Annotated in this window: 14 protein-coding genes and 2 pseudogenes; 10 read left to right on the plus strand and 6 right to left on the minus strand. The window is 72.4% G+C overall.

What is annotated here, in order from left to right:
* The first annotated feature begins 23 nt into the window (after positions 1-23).
* Complete coding sequence (locus ACZ4V1_RS01340) at positions 24-1,052, plus strand: RNA polymerase sigma-70 factor (protein WP_468327901.1); 1,029 nt, start codon at positions 24-26, stop codon at positions 1,050-1,052.
* On the opposite strand, the gene ACZ4V1_RS01345 is transcribed toward ACZ4V1_RS01340, so the two are convergent.
* Positions 989-1,507, minus strand: coding sequence for an SRPBCC domain-containing protein (locus ACZ4V1_RS01345; RefSeq protein WP_468327903.1), 519 nt, complete (start codon positions 1,505-1,507; stop codon positions 989-991). The two genes, ACZ4V1_RS01340 and ACZ4V1_RS01345, sit on opposite strands and share 64 nt — an antisense overlap.
* Positions 1,508-1,616: 109 nt before the next feature.
* Here ACZ4V1_RS01345 and ACZ4V1_RS01350 point away from each other — a divergent pair, with 109 nt between their 5' ends.
* From ACZ4V1_RS01350 to ACZ4V1_RS01360, 3 genes are all read left to right on the plus strand, one after another.
* Positions 1,617-2,234: a TOPRIM nucleotidyl transferase/hydrolase domain-containing protein gene (locus tag ACZ4V1_RS01350; RefSeq protein WP_468327905.1), complete on the plus strand. Its 618-nt coding sequence runs from the start codon at positions 1,617-1,619 to the stop codon at positions 2,232-2,234.
* Positions 2,235-2,299: 65 nt separating this feature from the next.
* Positions 2,300-4,555, plus strand: a complete 2,256-nt coding sequence (recD2, locus tag ACZ4V1_RS01355) for an SF1B family DNA helicase RecD2 (protein WP_468327907.1) — start codon at positions 2,300-2,302, stop codon at positions 4,553-4,555.
* 243 nt (positions 4,556-4,798) lie between these two features.
* A complete protein-coding gene (locus ACZ4V1_RS01360; protein ID WP_055417006.1) occupies positions 4,799-6,088 on the plus strand; it encodes a citrate synthase in 1,290 nt (429 codons plus the stop codon).
* Positions 6,089-6,747: 659 nt separating this feature from the next.
* Here the strand turns inward: ACZ4V1_RS01360 and ACZ4V1_RS01365 are convergent.
* Positions 6,748-9,129: a heavy metal translocating P-type ATPase gene (locus tag ACZ4V1_RS01365; protein ID WP_468327910.1), complete on the minus strand. Its 2,382-nt coding sequence runs from the start codon at positions 9,127-9,129 to the stop codon at positions 6,748-6,750.
* A gap of 107 nt (positions 9,130-9,236) precedes the next feature.
* Entirely contained in the window at positions 9,237-9,476 is a 240-nt protein-coding gene (locus ACZ4V1_RS01370) for a heavy-metal-associated domain-containing protein (protein ID WP_468327912.1), read from the minus strand.
* Between the two features lie 167 nt (positions 9,477-9,643).
* Here ACZ4V1_RS01370 and ACZ4V1_RS01375 point away from each other — a divergent pair, with 167 nt between their 5' ends.
* Positions 9,644-10,681, plus strand: a complete 1,038-nt coding sequence (locus tag ACZ4V1_RS01375; RefSeq protein ID WP_468327914.1) for a zinc-dependent alcohol dehydrogenase family protein — start codon at positions 9,644-9,646, stop codon at positions 10,679-10,681.
* Here the strand turns inward: ACZ4V1_RS01375 and ACZ4V1_RS01380 are convergent.
* Positions 10,668-11,270 (minus strand): GNAT family N-acetyltransferase, encoded by a 603-nt coding sequence (locus ACZ4V1_RS01380; protein ID WP_468327916.1) that lies wholly within the window; start codon positions 11,268-11,270, stop codon positions 10,668-10,670. The genes ACZ4V1_RS01375 and ACZ4V1_RS01380 overlap by 14 nt on opposite strands.
* 61 nt (positions 11,271-11,331) lie before the next feature.
* Positions 11,332-11,523, minus strand: coding sequence for a helix-turn-helix transcriptional regulator (locus tag ACZ4V1_RS01385; RefSeq protein ID WP_073723204.1), 192 nt, complete (start codon positions 11,521-11,523; stop codon positions 11,332-11,334).
* A gap of 474 nt (positions 11,524-11,997) precedes the next feature.
* Here ACZ4V1_RS01385 and ACZ4V1_RS01390 point away from each other — a divergent pair.
* From ACZ4V1_RS01390 to mmsA, 3 genes and pseudogenes are all read left to right on the plus strand, one after another.
* Positions 11,998-12,115: pseudogene (locus tag ACZ4V1_RS01390) on the plus strand (5-deoxy-glucuronate isomerase); the annotation flags it as partial.
* Positions 12,111-12,314: pseudogene (locus ACZ4V1_RS01395) on the plus strand (hypothetical protein); the annotation flags it as partial. The pseudogenes ACZ4V1_RS01390 and ACZ4V1_RS01395, both read left to right, overlap by 5 nt.
* Positions 12,315-12,328: 14 nt before the next feature.
* Complete coding sequence (gene mmsA, locus ACZ4V1_RS01400; protein WP_468327918.1) at positions 12,329-13,831, plus strand: CoA-acylating methylmalonate-semialdehyde dehydrogenase; 1,503 nt, start codon at positions 12,329-12,331, stop codon at positions 13,829-13,831.
* Between the two features lie 76 nt (positions 13,832-13,907).
* Here the strand turns inward: mmsA and ACZ4V1_RS01405 are convergent, their stop codons facing one another.
* Positions 13,908-14,771: an SCO4651 family lipoprotein gene (locus ACZ4V1_RS01405; protein WP_468327920.1), complete on the minus strand. Its 864-nt coding sequence runs from the start codon at positions 14,769-14,771 to the stop codon at positions 13,908-13,910.
* A 408-nt stretch (positions 14,772-15,179) separates the two neighbouring features.
* On the opposite strand from ACZ4V1_RS01405, the gene ACZ4V1_RS01410 reads away from it, so the two are divergent.
* Together ACZ4V1_RS01410 and ACZ4V1_RS01415 are read left to right on the plus strand one after the other, a co-directional pair.
* Positions 15,180-17,831, plus strand: coding sequence for an alpha/beta fold hydrolase (locus ACZ4V1_RS01410; RefSeq protein WP_468327922.1), 2,652 nt, complete (start codon positions 15,180-15,182; stop codon positions 17,829-17,831).
* Complete coding sequence (locus tag ACZ4V1_RS01415) at positions 17,828-18,709, plus strand: ABC transporter permease (protein ID WP_468327924.1); 882 nt, start codon at positions 17,828-17,830, stop codon at positions 18,707-18,709. Before ACZ4V1_RS01410 ends, ACZ4V1_RS01415 begins: the two co-directional genes overlap by 4 nt.
* Positions 18,710-18,938 lie beyond the last annotated feature (229 nt).

The raw sequence follows: 18,938 nt of genomic DNA on the forward strand, positions 1-18,938 counted from the left end.
ACGAGGACGAACGGGAGAAGCCGGTGACGAGCGAGAGCAGCGGACGCGCACAGGACGACTCGGCCCGGCGTGCCGTCACCGCCGTCACCGCCGATGGCGACGGCGGCCGTGACGGCGGCAGGGGTGGTGACGGCGGCAGGGGTGGTGACGGCGGCGACGGCGGCGGTGACGGCACGGACCCGGCCACCGAGGCCTTCGTCGCCCACCGCAACCTCCTCTTCACCGTCGCCTACGAGATGCTCGGCTCGGCCGCCGACGCGGAGGACGCGCTGCAGGAGACCTGGCTCCGGTGGGCGGACGTCGACCTCGGCACGGTGCGCGACCGGCGCGCGTACCTGGTCCGGATCACCACCCGCCAGGCACTGAACCGGCTGCGTACGCTCGGCCGCCGCAAGGAGTCCTACGTCGGCTCCTGGCTGCCCGAGCCGCTGCTCACCACGCCCGACGTGGCCGAGGACGTCGAGCTGGCCGATAGCGTGTCGATGGCGATGATGCTGGTCCTGGAGACGCTGACGCCGACCGAGCGGGCGGTGTTCGTGCTGCGCGAGGTGTTCGACCTCGGCTACGACGAGATCGCCGAGGCCGTCGAGAAGAGCCCGGCCGCCGTCCGGCAGATCGCGCACCGGGCCCGCGCCCACGTCGCGGCACGCCGTCCGCGCGGGGCGGTCTCGGCGACCGAGTCCAGGCAGGCGCTCGCGGCGTTCCAGCGGGCGGTGGAGACGGGCGACCTACAGGGCCTGCTCGACGTCCTGTCCCCGGACGTCGTCCTGCTCGGCGACGGAGGCGGCATCAAGCAGGCCGTCCTGCGGCCCGTCAACGGGGCCGGCAAGGTGGCCCGCCTCCTGCTCGGCGGACTGGTCAAGAACGCCGCCTCGGTGTCGCTGGGGCCGGCCCAGGTCAACGGCTACCCGGCGTTGATCGTCCACTTGGACGGCGAACTCGACACCGTGATGGCGGTCCGCTTCGACGACGGCCGCATCACCGGCCTCTACGCCGTCCGCAATCCCGAGAAGCTGTCGCACATGCACCGGGAGACGGCCCTGCGCCGCTGAACGAGCGGCCCGGCGGCAGCCCAGGCGGCCCGGCCGGCAGCCCAGGCGGACCCCCCGGGAGTCCAGGCGGGCTCCGGGAGCGTGTCGCCCGTCTCCAGCAGCGTCTTGAGGCTGGAGAGGAGGGCCGGCCGGCCGTGCTGGATCATCTGGCGGGCGGTGCCGCGGTGCCGCGGTGCTGCGGTGCTGCGGTGCTGCGGTGCTGCGGTGCTGCCGGGCTCGAATCCGTCGTGGACGACGGTCAGTTTCACCGACCCGCCGAGGTCCTCGGTCTCGAACGTGACCTTCGAGCGCTGCTCGGCGGCGAGCTTGGCGAGGGTCTCGTCGCCGACGCCGTTGGCCCTCGCCCACTCGGGCGTGAAGGTGTGCCAGGTGCAGGACAGGCGCCGGTACGGGTCTGATTCGAGTACGACCTGCCCGGGGCCGGCGGTCTCGGCGTTCCGTTCCCTCCAGACCACGGGCGACCCGGGCGTCCAGCCGGTGGCGAGTGGCAGCCGACGGGCTGCGCGTCGACCGGAACCACGATATTCACTACCGTGGTGGCCGCCGAGGGCGGAGACTCGTCCCATGGCGGACATGGGGTCGTTTCGGGACGCGGTCACGGCGTGGGCGGCGGGCGGCCCGGAAGGCCCCGCACGCGAACTCGCCGGACGGCTGTCCGTCCGTACGGCCGTCCTGCTCGAAGGGCCGAGTGACGCGGCGGCCGTGGACGCGCTGGCCGCGCGCCAGGGCCGGGATCTGGCGGCGGAGGGCGTCTGTGTCCTCTCGATGGGCGGCGCGATGAGCGTCGGCCGCTTCGCCGGCCTCCTCGGCCCGTCCGGCCTGGACCTCCGCCTCACGGGCCTGTGCGACGAGCGGGAGCGCGGCTACTACGTCCGTGCCCTGGACCGGGCGAACGCGGCCCCGCACGACCTCTTCGTCTGTACGGCCGACCTGGAGGACGAACTCGTCCGCGCGCTCGGCGAGGCGCGGGTGACGGAACTCATCGAGGCGGAGGGCGACCTGCGCCCCCTGCGGACCTTCCTCCGCCAGCCCGCCCAGCGGGGCCGCACCGACCGGCAGCGGCTCCGCCGCTTCTTCGGCACGAAGAAGGGCCGCAAGATCCACTACGGTCGTGTCCTCGTCGAGGCCCTCGCCCCGGCCCGCACGCCCGCCCCGCTGGCCGGGCTCTTCGCCGGACTCTGACGCGCACGGCGTCGGGCCCGCAGCGCGCCGCACGCACTGTCACACCCCACCGGTACCGTCGGATCATGCCCAACCAGTCCGATGGCGCTCCCGGTGAACGGCGGCTCGCCACCCTCGAAGGCGTCCTGGAACGCATCACGTACGCCAACGAGGAGAACGGCTACACGGTCGCCCGCGTCGACACCGGCAGAGGCGCCGGCGACTTGCTGACCGTCGTCGGCGCGCTGCTGGGCGCCCAGGCCGGCGAGTCCCTGCGCATGGAGGGCCGTTGGGGCTCGCACCCCCAGTACGGCAAGCAGTTCCACGTGGAGAACTACACGACCGTGCTCCCGGCCACGGTCCAGGGCATCCGGCGCTACCTCGGCTCCGGCCTGGTCAAGGGCATCGGCCCGGTCTTCGCCGACCGGATCACGCAGCACTTCGGCGTGGACACGCTCCAGATCATCGAGGAGGAGCCCAAGCGGCTCATCGAGGTGCCCGGCCTCGGTCCCAAGCGGACCAAGAAGATCGCCGACGCGTGGGAGGAGCAGAAGGCGATCAAGGAGGTCATGCTCTTCCTCCAGACCGTCGAGGTCTCGACGTCGATCGCGGTGCGGATCTACAAGAAGTACGGCGACGCCTCGATCTCCGTCGTGAAGAACCAGCCCTACCGGCTGGCCGCCGACGTCTGGGGCATCGGGTTCCTCACCGCCGACAAGATCGCCCAGTCCGTCGGCATTCCCCACGACAGCCCGGACCGGGTGAAGGCGGGCCTTCAGTACGCCCTGTCGCAGGCCACCGACCAGGGGCACTGCTACCTCCCCGAGGAGAAGCTGATCGCCGACGCGGTGAAGCTGCTCCAGGTGGACACCGGGCTCGTCATCGAGTGCCTCGCCGAGCTCGCCGCCGCTCCGGAGGAGGGCGGCGAGGACCCCGGCGTCGTACGCGAGAAGGTCCCGGACCCGCAGGGCGGCGACCCCGTCACCGCCGTCTACCTGGTCCCCTTCCACCGCGCCGAGCTGGCCCTGTCCGCCCAGCTGCTCCGCCTGCTCCGCACCGGCGAGGACCGGATGCCTGGGTTCCGGGACGTCGCGTGGGACAAGGCGCTCGGATGGCTCGGGCAGCGCACGGGCGCCGACCTCGCCCCCGAGCAGGAGGCCGCCGTCAGGCTCGCCCTCACCGAGAAGGTCGCCGTCCTCACCGGCGGGCCGGGCTGCGGCAAGTCCTTCACCGTCCGGTCGATCGTCGAGCTGGCCCGCGCCAAGAAGGCGAAGGTGGTGCTCGCCGCCCCGACCGGCCGTGCCGCCAAGCGACTCGCCGAGCTGACCGGCGCCGAGGCGTCCACCGTCCACCGGCTGCTGGAACTCAAGCCCGGCGGTGACGCCGCCTACGACCGGGACCGGCCGCTCGACGCCGACCTCGTCGTGGTCGACGAGGCGTCCATGCTGGACCTCCTTCTCGCCAACAAACTGGTCAAGGCCGTCCCCCCGGGCGCACACCTGCTCTTCGTCGGAGACGTCGACCAGCTGCCCAGCGTCGGCGCGGGGGAGGTGCTGCGGGACCTCCTCGCTCCCGGCAGCCCCGTCCCCGCCGTCCGCCTCACCCGGGTCTTCCGGCAGGCCCAGCAGTCGGGGGTCGTGACGAACGCGCACCGGATCAACGCCGGGCAGCACCCGCTCACCGAGGGCATGAAGGACTTCTTCCTCTTCGTCGAGGACGAGACGGAGGAGGCGGGGCGGCTGACGGTGGACGTCGCATCGCGGCGCATCCCGGCGAAGTTCGGTCTTGACCCGCGCCGGGACGTGCAGGTGCTCGCTCCCATGCACCGGGGCCCCGCCGGCGCCGGCGCGCTGAACGCGCTGCTCCAGCAGGCCGTCACCCCGGGGCGCCCGGACGTGCCGGAGAAGCGGTTCGGCGGCCGGGTCTTCCGGGTCGGCGACAAGGTCACCCAGATTCGCAACAATTACGAGAAGGGTGAGAACGGTGTCTTCAACGGCACCGTCGGCGTGGTCACCTCGCTCGACCCGGTGGACCAGCGCCTCACCGTGCTGACGGACGAGGACGAGGAGGTTCCGTACGAATTCGACGAACTGGACGAACTGGCCCACGCCTACGCGGTGACCATCCACCGCTCCCAGGGCAGCGAGTACCCGGCGGTGGTGATCCCCGTGACGACCGGCGCCTGGATGATGCTCCAGCGGAACCTGCTGTACACGGCGGTCACCCGGGCCAAGAAGCTGGTCGTCCTCGTCGGTTCCCGCAAGGCGATCGGACAGGCGGTGCGCACGGTGTCGGCAGGCCGGCGCTGCACGGCGCTCGACTTCCGGCTGGCGGGCGCCTGATCCGCAGACCCTTCGGTAAACCTCTCGGCCCGTGTGAAAAAAATGATCGATCAAACGAGTCGCAAAGGTCACAGAGCACTTCCGGAAGGGAAGGAGAGGGGGCAGGATGAGCAAGTTGGCGGCACTGAGTGCCGCCAATAGGCCCGATGGTCGACCCCGAGTGCACTCTCCTGAGCCAAGTGGGGGATGGTAGAGACAGTCAGGGCACCTCGAAGATGAGGCACTACGTCGGTGAGGGAAGACGTGAGCGACAACTCAGTAGTACTGCGGTACGGCGATGGCGAGTACACCTACCCGGTGATCGACAGCACCGTCGGCGACAAGGGCTTCGACATCGGGAAGCTCCGCGCCCAGACCGGTCTGGTGACGCTGGACAGCGGTTACGGCAACACCGCCGCCTACAAATCCGCCATTACGTATCTGGATGGCGAGGCGGGCATCCTCCGGTACCGCGGCTACCCGATCGAGCAGCTGGCCGAGCGCTCCTCCTTCGTGGAGGTCGCCTACCTGCTGATCAACGGCGAGCTGCCGACGGTCGACGAGCTCACCGCGTTCAAGAACGAGATCACGCAGCACACCCTGCTGCACGAGGACGTCAAGAACTTCTACAAGGGCTTCCCGCGCGACGCCCACCCGATGGCCATGCTGTCATCGGTCGTCTCGGCGCTGTCGACGTTCTACCAGGACAGCCACAACCCGTTCGACGAGCGCCAGCGCAACCTTTCCACGATCCGGCTGCTCGCGAAGCTTCCGACGATCGCGGCCTACGCGTACAAGAAGTCGATCGGCCACCCGTTCGTCTACCCGCGCAACGACCTCGGCTACGTCGAGAACTTCCTGCGCATGACGTTCTCGGTGCCGGCGCAGGAGTACGACCTCGACCCGACGGTCGTCGCCGCGCTGGACAAGCTGCTGATCCTGCACGCGGACCACGAGCAGAACTGCTCGACCTCCACGGTCCGCCTGGTCGGCTCCTCGCAGGCGAACATGTTCGCCTCGATCTCCGCCGGCATCAACGCGCTCTGGGGCCCGCTGCACGGCGGCGCCAACCAGTCGGTGCTGGAGATGCTGGAGGGCATCCGCGACTCCGGCGGCGACGTCGACTCCTTCATCCGCAAGGTGAAGAACAAGGAGGACGGCGTCCGCCTGATGGGCTTCGGCCACCGGGTCTACAAGAACTTCGACCCGCGCGCCAAGATCATCAAGGCCGCCGCGCACGACGTGCTCTCCGCCCTCGGCAAGTCCGACGAACTGCTGGACATCGCCCTGAAGCTGGAGGAGCACGCGCTCTCCGACGACTACTTCGTCTCGCGCAGCCTCTACCCGAACGTCGACTTCTACACCGGCCTGATCTACCGGGCCATGGGCTTCCCGACCGAGATGTTCACGGTCCTGTTCGCCCTCGGCCGGCTGCCGGGCTGGATCGCCCAGTGGCACGAGATGATCAAGGAGCCGGGCTCCCGCATCGGCCGCCCGCGCCAGATCTACACGGGTGTCGTCGAGCGGGACTTCGTGCCCGTCGAGGAGCGCTGAGCCGCCAGGCACCCCCGCAGCGCGTCAGAGGAGTCCCGTGCCGCCTCGAGTGGTACGGGACTTTTCCGTGCCCAGGAGTGGGCGAGGGTGGCGGAGGCGGGTGACGGGGGCGGGTGACGTGGACAGCAGAAGGCGCCCTGGCGCCGGTCCCCCCACGGGCCGACGAACCAGGGCGCCTTCCCATGTCCCGGTACGGATTCCCCCCACGGGATCCGGCCGGGCGTCTGTGAGGACAGCGCCTGAATCGCTGTACTGAGCACAACGGGCAAAACCCGCCGTGCGGTTGTACGTGTCGTGCTGTCGTGCTTCGTGCGGTCTGCCGGGACAGCGCACGCCCGGGAGGGCCGCTCAAAGCTTCCCGGTGTACGTGTCCCGGCAACGCAGCTCTGGGAAAGTCCCCCAAGACATCCCCAGATGCCAGGTGGCGCCCCCCAAGACGCTGCCTGACATCGCCAACTTAGACCTTTGAACCCCTTCGATGGTTACGTTCGCATCACTGTGATCTGCGTCTCTTGCATATGTCCGTTAGATGCGCAAGAGCCCCGATACGTTGAGCGGGACCCAAGCGTAAGGAAGATGCGCGAGCCTTGTGAAGAGCTTATGTGAGGTGAGTGCCGGACTCCAGAGGCACCGCCCCACGACCTGCGTGAAACGCGTGCTCAGCGAAAGGCCCGCAGCCGGAGGCTGTTGGTGACCACGAACACCGAGGAGAAGGCCATCGCCGCCCCCGCGATCATCGGATTCAGCATCCCCGCGGCGGCCAGCGGCAGCGCTGCCACGTTGTAGCCGAAGGCCCACACGAGATTGCCCTTGATCGTGGAGAGGGTGCGCCGGGACAGCCGGATCGCGTCCGCGGCCACCCGCAGGTCCCCGCGCACCAGCGTCAGGTCGCCCGCCTCGATCGCCGCGTCCGTCCCCGTGCCCATCGCCAGACCCAGATCGGCGGTGGCGAGCGCGGCGGCGTCGTTGACGCCGTCCCCGACCATGGCGACCGTACGGCCCTCGGCCCGCAGCCGCTCCACCACGGCGACCTTGTCCTCGGGCAGCACCTCGGCGATCACTTCGTCGATACCGACGGCCTTCGCGACCGATTCGGCCACGCGCCGGTTGTCGCCGGTCAGCAGCACGGGGGTGAGGCCCAGCCGGCGCAGCTCGGCCACCGCCTCGGCGCTGGTCTGCTTGACCGTGTCGGCCACGGTGACGATGCCGCGTGCCGCACCGTCCCAGCCGACCACGACGGCGGTACGGCCCTCCCTCTCGGCCACGTCCCCGGCCCGGGACACCTCTGGCGGCAGAGTGCCGTGGAGGCGCCCCACGGTCACCTCACGGCCCTCCACGCGCCCGCGTACGCCGCGCCCGGGGACGTTCGTGAAGTCCTCCACTCCGGGCAGCGCGCCGACCCGTTCCTCGGCGCCCGCCGCGATCGCCCGGGCCACGGGGTGCTCGGAGGCGTGCTCGACGGCGCCCGCGAGCCGCAGCAGCTCCGCCTCGTCGGTGCCCTCGGCGGCGTACACCCCGTGCAGGGTCATGCGGCCGGTGGTGACGGTGCCGGTCTTGTCCAGGACGACCGTGTCGACCCGCCGCGTGGACTCCAGCACCTCGGGGCCCTTGATGAGGATGCCGAGCTGGGCGCCCCGGCCCGTGCCGACCATCAGTGCGGTCGGCGTGGCCAGCCCCAGGGCGCAGGGGCAGGCGATGATCAGTACGGCGACGGCGGCGGTGAACGCGGCGACCGTGTCGCCGGTGGCACCCAGCCACCCGCCGAAGGTGGCGACCGCGATCAGCAGCACGACGGGCACGAAGACGCCGGAGATCCGGTCGGCGAGCCGCTGCACCTCGGCCTTGCCGCTCTGCGCGTCCTCGACCAGCTTCGCCATCCGGGCGAGCTGCGTGCCGGCGCCGACCCGGGTGGCCTCGACGACGAGCCGGCCGCCGGCGTTGACCGTGGCGCCGGTGACGGTGTCTCCGACGCCCACGTCCACCGGCACCGACTCGCCGGTCAGCATCGAGGCGTCCACGGCCGAGGCGCCCTCGACCACCGTCCCGTCGGTGGCGATCTTCTCGCCGGGCCGTACGGCGAACCGGTCGCCGACCGCCAGCCGGGCCACCGGAATCCGCACCTCGCGCCCGTCCCGCAGGACCGCGACGTCCCTGGCGCCCAGCTCCATCAGCGCCCGCAGCGCGGCGCCGGCGCGGCGCTTGGAGCGGGCCTCCAGCCAGCGGCCGAGGAGCAGGAAGGCGGTGACCCCGGCGGCGGCCTCCAGGTAGATCGCGGAGGCGCCGTCCGTGCGGGAGACGGTGAGGTCGAAGCCGTGGCGCATGCCCGGCATGCCCGCGTCCCCGAGGAACAGCGCCCACAGCGACCATCCGAACGCCGCGAGGGTGCCGAGCGAGACCAGCGTGTCCATGGTGGCCGTGCCGTGCCGGAGGTTCGTCCAGGCGGCGCGGTGGAAGGGCAGGCCGCCCCAGACGACGACGGGCGCGGCCAGGGTGAGCGAGAGCCACTGCCAGTTGTCGAACTGGAGTGCCGGCACCATTGCGAGCAGCACGACGGGGGCGGCGAGGACGACCGAGACGACGAGGCGCTCGCGGAGCGCGGACGGCTCCCGGGTGTCCGCGGCTTCCGGGGGCGCCTCGTCGGTGGGCGCCTCGTCGACGGGCTCCGGCGGCGGCGCGGGCTCCTCGGCGGTGTACCCGGTCTTGACGACGGTGGCGATCAGGTCGGCGACGCCGGTGGTCGCCGGGTGGGTGATCCGGGCCTTCTCCGTCGCGTAGTTCACCGTGGCGGTGACCCCGTCCATACGGTTGAGCTTCTTCTCCACGCGGGCCGCGCACGAGGCGCAGGTCATCCCGCCGATGAGCAGCTCGACCTCGGCGAGGTCCGGCCCGGCGCCCGGCCCGGCGCCCGGGGCGGTCTCCGGCGTGGTGCCGGACGCGCCGGTGCCGGAAGCGTCGGTGCCGGAAGCGTCGGTGCCGGAAGCGGTGGTGCTGGACGCGGTGGTGCTGGACGCGGTGGTGCTGGACGCGGTGGTGCTGGTCATGGTCCGGACTCCAGACGGGCCGGCCAGGCCGCGCGCGGCCCGGCCGGAGGGGCGATGGGTACTGCGGGGCGCCGTGGCCGTTGTGGCTGTCGTGCGGCCGCTGGGACTCAGACCCGGCCGACGAGCTCGAAGCCCGCCTCGTCCACGGCGGCGCGCACGGCCTCGTCGTCCAGGGGCGCCTCGGAGACGACCGTGACCTCGCCGGTCGAGGCGACGGCCTGCACCGAGCCGACGCCCGTGATCTCGGAGATCTCACCGGAGACGGCACCCTCGCAGTGTCCGCAGCTCATTCCGCTCACCTTGTAGACGGTGGTGACGGAGCCCTGGGTATCGGTCTGGGCGGTCATGTCGTTACTCCTCGTCGGGGCGTTCGTGCACGGGTACCCGTGGTCCGGCGTGGACCACGGGTACCCCACTGTACCCCTAGGGGGTATGAGACCTCATAGCCTGCCGTGAGAAGCGTGACGGGAAGCGGTGACGCCGGTGCGGACCGGTACGGAAGTGAGGGTGACGGATGCGTGCGGTGGTGTTCGAGCGGTTCGGGGAGCCCGCCGAGGTGCGGGAGGTGGCCGACCCGGAGCCCGCCCCGCACGGCGTGGTGGTCCGTGTCGAGGCGACCGGGCTGTGCCGCAGCGACTGGCACGGCTGGCAGGGCCACGATCCGGGCGTCACACTGCCGCACGTACCGGGTCACGAACTCGCGGGGGTCGTCGAGGCGGCCGGCGACCGGGTGGCGGGATGGCGGCCCGGTGACCGGGTGACCGTGCCCTTCGTCTGCGCCTGCGGGAGCTGCGGGGCCTGTGCGGCGGGCGACCAGCAGGTGTGCGAGCGGCAGACCCAGCCCGGCTTCACCCACTGGGGCTCCTTCGCCCGCTACGTGGCCCTCGACCACGCCGACGTCAACCTCGTCGCCGTACCCGAGGACATGTCGTACGCGACGGCGGCCTCACTCGGCTGCCGGTTCGCCACGGCGTTCCGGGCCGTGGTGCGGCAGGGGCGGCTCGCGGCGGGGGAGTGGGTCGCGGTGCACGGCTGCGGCGGCGTCGGCCTGTCGGCCGTGATGATCGCGGCGGCATCGGGCGCGCGGGTCGTCGCCGTGGACGTGTCGCCCCGGGCCCTGGAGCTGGCGCGCGCGTTCGGCGCGGCGGAGTGCGTGGACGCGGCCCGGACACCGGACACGGCCGCGGCGGTCCGCGACCTCACCGGCGGCGGCGCCCACCTCTCCCTCGACGCCCTCGGCTCGCCCGTCACCTGCGCCGCCTCCGTGATGGGCCTGCGCCGCCGCGGCCGGCACGTCCAGGTCGGGCTGCTGCCCTCGCCGGCCGGCACCACGCCGGTGCCGATGGCCCGCGCCGTCGCCCTGGAGCTGGAACTCCTCGGCAGCCACGGGATGGCCGCGCACACCTATCCGCCGATGCTGGAACTGGTCCGCACCGGGGCGCTCCGCCCCGACCTGCTGGTGACGTCCGCCATCGGGCTGGACGAGGTCCCGGCCGCCCTGGCCGCGATGGGGACGGCGCCCGGTGCCGGGGTGACGGTCATCGAGCCGTGACAGCGGCTCCGGAACGGGCGCCGGCGGCCCCCGGGTGTCCGCGGTGGGCGGCCCACTCGTGGTCGAGGACGGCCATCAGCACCTCGTCCACCCACGCGCCGTCGCGCCGCTCCACCTCACGCCGGACGCCCTCCACCACGAACCCGGTCTTCTCGTAGACCCGCAGGGCACGGCGGTTGTAGCCGTAGGCGTCCAGCTGGACGCGGTGCAGACCGAGTCCCTCGAAGGCGTACCCGACGATCAGCCGGGTCGCTTCGGTGCCGATGCCCCGGCCGCGCCCCCGCGCGCCGATCAGCGTGCGGAAGGTGCAGGAACGGCTTTCGGGGTCCCACTCGTGGAGCACGACCTCGCCGAGCAGTTCACCGTCGGCGGGATCGGTGACGGCCAGGTCCAGCCGGTCCCGCTGCGCGCCGCGGGAGCCGTACCAGGTACGCAGCAGCTCCGGGGTGAGTTCGCGTCCCGGCGAGCCGGTGAAGCGCCGGACCTCGGCATCGTTGACGATCTCCCACATGCGTTCGGCATCGGCCTCGGTGAACGGTCGGAGTACCGTCCGGTCGCCGGTCAGGACGGGTTTCAGAGAGAAGTTCATGTGCGGCACTGTGCCCCACGTGTCCGTGGGGCACCGAACGGTTTTCCGGCCGCGGGCCGGCCTACCGCTTCCGGTTGCGGGGCCGGGACGCCACCCAGGCCCGGACCGTGTCCGCGTACCAGTACGGCTTTCCGCCCTCCACGTGGTCGGGCGGGGGCAGCAGCCCGTGCTTTCGGTACGACCGCACGGTGTCCGGCTGTACCCGGATGTGGGCCGCGATGTCCTTGTAGGACCAGAGCCTTCGGTCGGTCACAAGTCGCACCTCCCCGCGCGCACCGCGGCGGCGGCCGGGGACGGCCGCCGGGGGGAGCCGGGCGCTGCGCTGGCGATCACCAAGCCTGTGCCGGGTGAACGACGTGGAGTGCGGGGCGGTCAGGGGCCGTTCCCGCGTGTGACGGAAGAGCCGAGTGCGTGTGACGTGCGTTACAGGGGGCGCGCTTTTGTGACACGAGTGCGGCAAAGACTTGTGCCGGAGTCCGGGCGCGGCGCGTTGACTTGGGCGGCCGGGAGGGTCCCGGGCGTGCGGACGGGCCGCCATCCGGACCATGCCGTCCGGCATGTCGTCCGGATGTCCGGACAAAGCATTGACAGGTCGCACGCGCGGGGCTAGAAACCGGGGGAGACACAACGGCGGGCAGGCAACGACGGGCACGAAGGGGAACGCGATGGCGCACGCCCCGATCGCCGGGGGCCCGAGCGGTCCGCTCCCGCCGGCACCGCTCCCCCCTCAGTCGCCTCCGGCGCGGGAAGGCCGCTTCGCCCTGGCAGGAGCGAAGTTCGAGCGCCGACTCCCCGCTCGTACCGCCCCCGCGCCGGAGGTTCCCGCGTCCCGTCGCCGGACGGGCCGCCGGCACTGCCCCACGTGTCTACACGGACACCCAAACCGCATACACAGTGTCGGGCGCGCCCGGCGCGCCAGGCTGCTGGGATGGACCCATGGCAGTGACCGCGACCCGATCGGCGCGGGCCGCGACCCGTTCGTCGCCGGTCACGGCCCGTGAGCTGGACCAACGGCACGTCTCGACCCGTCGCCGCCATCTGTGAAGGAGTTCTCGGTCATGACGAACATCGTCAACCACTGGATCGGCGGCAAGTCCGCCGAAGGCGCCTCGGGCACGTACGGGCCGGTGACGAACCCGGCGACCGGCGCGATCACCACGAAGGTCGCCTTCGCCTCCGTCGACGAGGTGGACGCCGCGGTCGCCGTCGCCAAGGAGGCGTACCTGACCTGGGGTCAGTCCTCGCTGGCACAGCGCACCTCGGTCCTCTTCAAGTTCCGGGCGCTGCTGGACGCGCACCGTGACGAGATCGCCGAGCTGATCACCGCCGAGCACGGCAAGGTGCACTCCGACGCGCTCGGCGAGGTCGCGCGCGGCCTGGAGATCGTCGACCTGGCCTGCGGCATCAGCGTGCAGCTCAAGGGCGAGCTGTCCACGCAGGTCGCCACCCGCGTCGACGTGGCCTCGATCAGGCAGCCGCTCGGCGTGGTCGCCGGCATCACGCCGTTCAACTTCCCGGCGATGGTGCCGCTGTGGATGTTCCCCATCGCCATCGCCTGCGGCAACACCTTCGTGCTCAAGCCGAGCGAGAAGGACCCGTCGGCGGCCGTGAGGATCGCCGAACTGCTCTCCGAGGCCGGTCTGCCGGACGGCGTCTTCAACGTGGTGCACGGTGACAAGGTGGCCGTGGACCGGCTCCTGGAGCACCCGGACGTCAAGGCGGTCTCGTTCGTCGGCTCGACCCCGATCGCCCGCTACATCCACACCACCGCCTCCGCGAACGGCAAGCGCGTGCAGGCCCTCGGCGGCGCCAAGAACCACATGCTGGTGCTGCCGGACGCCGACCTCGACGCGGCGGCCGACGCGGCCGTCTCGGCGGCCTACGGATCGGCCGGCGAGCGCTGCATGGCGATCTCCGCGGTCGTCGCCGTCGGTGCCGTCGGCGACGAACTGGTGGAGAAGATCCGCGAACGCGCCGAGAAGATCAAGATCGGCCCCGGCGACGACCCGGCCTCCGAGATGGGCCCGCTGATCACCAAGGCGCACCGCGACAAGGTGGCGTCCTACGTCGACGGCGCGGCGGCCGAGGGCTGCGAGGTCGTCCTGGACGGCACCGGCTACACGGTCGACGGCCACGAGGACGGCCACTGGATCGGCATCTCCCTGCTGGACCGGGTGCCGGCCACGGCGAAGGCCTATCAGGACGAGATCTTCGGCCCGGTCCTGTGCGTGCTGCGCGCCGCGACCTACGAGGAGGGCGTGGCGCTCATCAACGCCTCCCCCTTCGGCAACGGCACCGCGATCTTCACCCGGGACGGCGGCGCCGCCCGCCGCTTCCAGCTGGAGATCGAGGCCGGCATGGTCGGCGTGAACGTGCCGATCCCGGTCCCCGTCGGCTACCACTCCTTCGGCGGCTGGAAGGACAGCCTCTTCGGCGACCACCACGTCTACGGCAACGACGGCACGCACTTCTACACCCGCGGCAAGGTCGTCACCACCCGCTGGCCGGACCCGGCCGACGCCCCGGCGGGCGTGGACCTGGGCTTCCCGCGCAACCACTGAGACGCTGCCGCCCGAAACGCCGGGCGCCCCCGCCCCACCGCACCGGGTGGGGCGGGGGCGCCCGGCGTGCGTGCGCTCAGCCCTGCTGCACTCCGGAGTTCTTGACTTCCTCCGTGAGGTCGCCGGTCTGGCCGGCGGGCGGGGCCACGATCTCCTTGGTGGCGCCGAACCTGTCGAAGTCCATGGTGACCTCCATGGCGCCGAACTCCTGCTTCAGGCGCACCGGAAGGTCCTTCTCGCCCACCCAGATGTCCATCGTGATCGAGCTGCCACCGGAGGCCGAGTTGAGCAGGCTGTCGGCGCCGCTGAAGGCCTCCTTGAACTTGCCCATGTCCTCCTGGTCGAGCACGGCCCGGTAGTGGGTGGTGGGCTTGCCGTTGACGGTCTCCTCGCCGAGGTCCTCGACGTCGCTCGCGTACTTGAGGCCCTTCATGGAGTCCGCCGGGCTGCCACCGCCGCCGCCCCCGCTCATCGCGGCGGCACCCGACTCGCCGAACACGGCCGACCCGTCGATCTTCATCCACTCCTTGCCCGCGAGCGGGCCGGCGGGCTGGGGGTCGATGTCGTAGTAGTAGGCGCCGTCCACGAACAGGGTGCGCACGGTCGGGGAGTCCGTGAGCTCCTGCATCTGCGCGGCCTCGGCGTCCATCTCGACGTCGAGGGCGTAGCCGTCGCCCCAGGAGTACGTGCCGTCCATGGCGATCGGCTCACCGGTGCCCAGGTCGGTCGTCGTCCTGACCTCGGCGGAGCCGACCTCCTCGGTCCGGTCGGTGGCCCGCGAGAGCGCCGCCATGATCGTGTCGGTCTTGCTCACCGCCGTGTCGGCCGCCTTGTCGGCGGTCTCGGCGGCCGTCTTGCCGCCCTCCGAGCCACACGCGGTCGCCGCGACCATCGCCGCCGCCGTCAGCCCCACCCAGGCGGCGGTGTATGTCAGCTTCATGAGTCCCCACCCGTTGCCGTGTTCCTGTGATTCACCTGTGCGCATGACTCTACCGGGGCCCACCGACAGCGTCCGGCCATCAGGCGGCGGGACGTTTCCGCCCCGCCCTCCGCCGCGTTTCCGTTCTGCTTCCGTTCTGCTCCCGTTCTGCTTTCCGCCCCGGCCCGAGGGTTTTTGTGCACCCGGCCGTACCGGACGGGCGTCCGGGCGCCCGCCCGTCCGTCACCGTCCGTCGGCTCCGGGAGGCCCTCGCCGTCACCGGGCCGTCGGTCACCGGAGCCCGCCCGGTGCCCGAGCCGCCCTACCGCGCCCGTGGTACGCGGCACCGGCGCCGTACTTCCGTGGGAGGGGCGGCGGTTCAGCCCCGGGGCTGCCCCCGATGTCGGCGGCGGCCCGTACCGTTGACGCATGGATCTTCGACTGCCCCGCGTGCGAGGGCTGCTACGGGGGCCGCGGCGGATGCTCGCCGCCGCGGCCGCCGTCGTCGTACTCGCCGGCGCCGGGACATGGACGGCCGTCGCCGGCGACGACCCGCCCGCGGTGCACCGCGCCGACCGGGTCGTGGCCGTGGGCGACGGGGTGCGCCTGGACACCTCCTACTTCACCGCGGGCTCCGGCGGCCGCCGCCCGGCCGTCCTGCTCGCGCACGGCTTCGGCGGCAGCAAGGCCGACGTACGGGCGCAGGCGGAGAGCCTCGCGCAGGACGGGTACGCGGTCCTGACCTGGTCGGCGCGCGGCTTCGGCAAGTCGACCGGGAGGATCGGACTGAACGCCCCGGACGGCGAGGTGGCCGACGTGTCCCGGCTGATCGACTGGCTGGCGAAGCAGCCGCAGGTCCGGCTGGACGAGAAGGGCGATCCGCGGGTGGGCATCGCCGGCGGTTCCTACGGCGGCGCGGTCGCGCTGCTGTCCGCCGGGCACGACGAGCGGGTCGACGCCATCGCCCCCGCCATAACGTACTGGAGCCTCTCGGACGCCCTCTTCCCGGACGGGGTCTTCAAGAAGCTGTGGGCCGGCCTCTTCGTCAACCTGGGCGGCGGCTGCGACCGGTTCGAGGACCGGCTCTGCCGCATGTACCAGCGGGTCGCCGAGTCCGGGCAGCCGGACCCCGAGGCCGTGGACCTCCTCGACGAACGCAGCCCGCAGGCCGTCGGCGACCGCATCGACGTGCCCACGCTGCTGATGCAGGGCCAGACCGACTCCCTCTTCCCGCTCGGCCAGGCCGACCGGGCCGCGCAGGCGATCCGCGCCAACGGCGCCCCGGTGGCCGTCGACTGGATCTCCGGCGGCCACGACGGCGGCGACCTGGAGACCGACCGGGTCCAGGCCCGCGTCGGCGCGTGGTTCGACCGCTATCTGAAGGGCGACGAGTCGGCCGGCACCGGCCCAGGCTTCCGCGTCAGCCGCACCCTCGGCTCCGGCAGCGGTGACGGCGAAACCCGCCTGGAGGGCGTGAGCGCCGACTCCTACCCCGGTCTGGGCAGCGAACTCCGCCCGGTCGAACTACGCGGACGCGAGCAGAGCTTCGACAACCCGGCCGGCGCCAGCCCGCCCGCCGTCTCCGCGCTGCCCGGCATCGGCGGCTCCGGCGGTCTGTCCCGGCTCTCCTCGCTCGGCATCGGCGTCTCCCTGGACTTCCCCGGCCAGTTCGCCGCCTTCGAGTCGGCCCCCGTCCGGGAGGACCTCCAGATCACCGGCTCCCCGACGGCGACCGTCCACGTGAAGTCCACCCGCGACGAGGCCGTGCTCTTCGCCAAGGTGTACGACGTCGCCCCCGGCGGCGGCCGGCAGGTGCTCCCCTCCCAACTGGTCACACCCATCAGGGTGGCGGACGCCGGAGCGGGCAAGGACGTGAGGATCACCCTGCCGGCCGTCGACCACGAGATCGAGAGCGGCCACCGGCTGCGCCTGGTCCTGTCCTCCACCGACCTCGGCTACGCCTCGCCGGCCGCCCCCGCCACGTACACCGTCTCCCTCAAGGGCGATCTGCGGGTGCCGACGGCACTCGGCGGGACCGGGCAGGTGGCCGGACTGCCCGCCTGGGTCTGGTGGGCGCCCCTCGCCGGAGCCGCGGTCGCCGCGGCCCTGCTGCTGACCGCCCGCCGCCGCACCACGGCGCCGCCGCCCGACCCCGCGCTGGCCGACGTGCCGCTCCAGATCACGGACCTGAGCAAGCGGTACGCCAAGTCCACCGACCGGTACGCCGTGCGGGACCTGTCGTTCCGGGTGGAGAAGGGCCAGGTGCTGGGCCTGCTCGGGCCGAACGGCGCGGGCAAGACGACGACCCTGCGCATGCTGATGGGCCTGATCGCGCCGGACGGCGGCGAGGTCCGCGTCTTCGGCCACGCCATCGCGCCCGGCGCACCGGTGCTCTCGCGCGTCGGCGCCTTCGTCGAGGGCGCGGGCTTCCTGCCGCACCTGTCCGGCCGCGAGAACCTGGAGCTGTACTGGCGGGCCACCGGACGCCCGCCCGGGGACGCCCACCTCGACGAGGCCCTGGAGATCGCCGGCCTCGGCGACGCGCTCGCCCGCGCGGTGCGCACCTACTCCCAGGGCATGCGCCAGCGGCTCGCCATCGCCCAGGCCATGCTGGGCCTGCCCGACCTGCTGATCCTGGACGAGCCGACCAACGGCCTGGACCCGCCGCAGATCCGCGAGATGCGCGAGGTGATGATCCGCTACGCGGCGGCCGGCCGCACGGTGATCGTCTCCAGCCACCTGCTGGCCGAGGTCGAGCAGACCTGCACCCATCTGGTGGTCATGGACCACGGCAGGCTGGTCCAGGCCGGCCCGGTCGGCGAGATCATCGGCTCCGGCGACACACTGCTCGTGGGCACCTCCGCGCGCGTGGACGCGCCGCTCGCCGAGAAGGTCGCCGCCCTGCCGGGGGTGGCCTCGGCGGCCGCCACCGACGGCGGTCTGCTGGTCCGGCTCGGCACCGGGGGATCGGCCCGGGACCTGATCCCCGAACTCGTCCGCCTGGACGTGCCCGTGGAGTCGGTGGGCCCCCACCGGCGCCTCGAGGACGCCTTCCTCACCCTGATCGGAGACCCGGCATGAGCACGCTGGCCGAAGGCGCCGCGCCCGCCGGCCCCCAGGAGGTCGCCGACGGCTACCGCGCGGGCCGGACGCTGCCCGTGCGGGTCGAGCTGGTCCGGCAGCTGAAGCGGCGCCGCACGCTCGTCATGGGCGGCATCCTGTTCGCCCTGCCGTTCGTCCTGCTCGTCGCGTTCCGGATCGGCGGCGAGCCGGGCGGGGCGAACAACCAGGTCAGCCTGATGGACTCGGCCACCGCGTCGGGGGCGAACTTCGCCGCGGTGAACCTCTTCGCCTCCGCCGGCTTCCTCCTCGTCGTGCCCGTCGCCCTGTTCTTCGGGGACACGGTCGCCTCGGAGGCCGGCTGGTCGTCCCTGCGCTATCTGCTGGCGGCACCGGTGCCCCGCGCCCGCCTGCTCTGGTCCAAGCTGGTCGTCGCCCTCATCCTCAGTCTCGCCGCGATCGTCCTGCTGCCGCTGGTCGCGCTCGCCGTCGGCTCGGTCGCCTACGGCTGGGGACCGCTGGAGCTGCCCACCGGCGGCAGCCTGCCCACCGGCACCGCGGCGGAGCGCCTCGCCCTCACGGTGGCGTACGTCTTCGTCTCACAACTGGTCACCGCCGCCCTGGCGTTCTGGCTCTCCACCAAGACGGACGCACCCCTCGGCGCGGTCGGCGGCGCGGTCGGCCTGACCATCATCGGCAACGTCCTGGACGAGGTGACCGCCCTCGGCGACTGGCGCGACTTCCTGCCCGCGCACTGGCAGTACGCCTGGCTGGACACGGTCCGGCCCGAGCTGGACTGGACCCGCCTGATCCAGGGCACCTCGCTGTCGGTGACGTACGCCCTCGTGCTCTTCGCCCTGGCCTTCCGGGGGTTCGCCCGCAAGGACATCGTGTCCTAGGGGCCGGGTGCCCGTCGTGCCCGGGCCGGTGCCCGTCGTGTCCGGGGCCGGTGCCCGTCGTGTCCGGGGACCCGCAACCGGAGAGCGGGGCGCGGAGAACGGGGCAGGAGCCCTCGAGGCCTCGCCCGGATCACCGGAGGATCACCCACCGGTCTCGGCGGCCCGCCGCCGTGCCCGCTTCGAGACGCACCCGTGACTCCCCGTACCGCACGTTCCGCCCCGCCGCGCC

Source organism: Streptomyces sp. NPDC028991 (genome assembly GCF_055564775.1).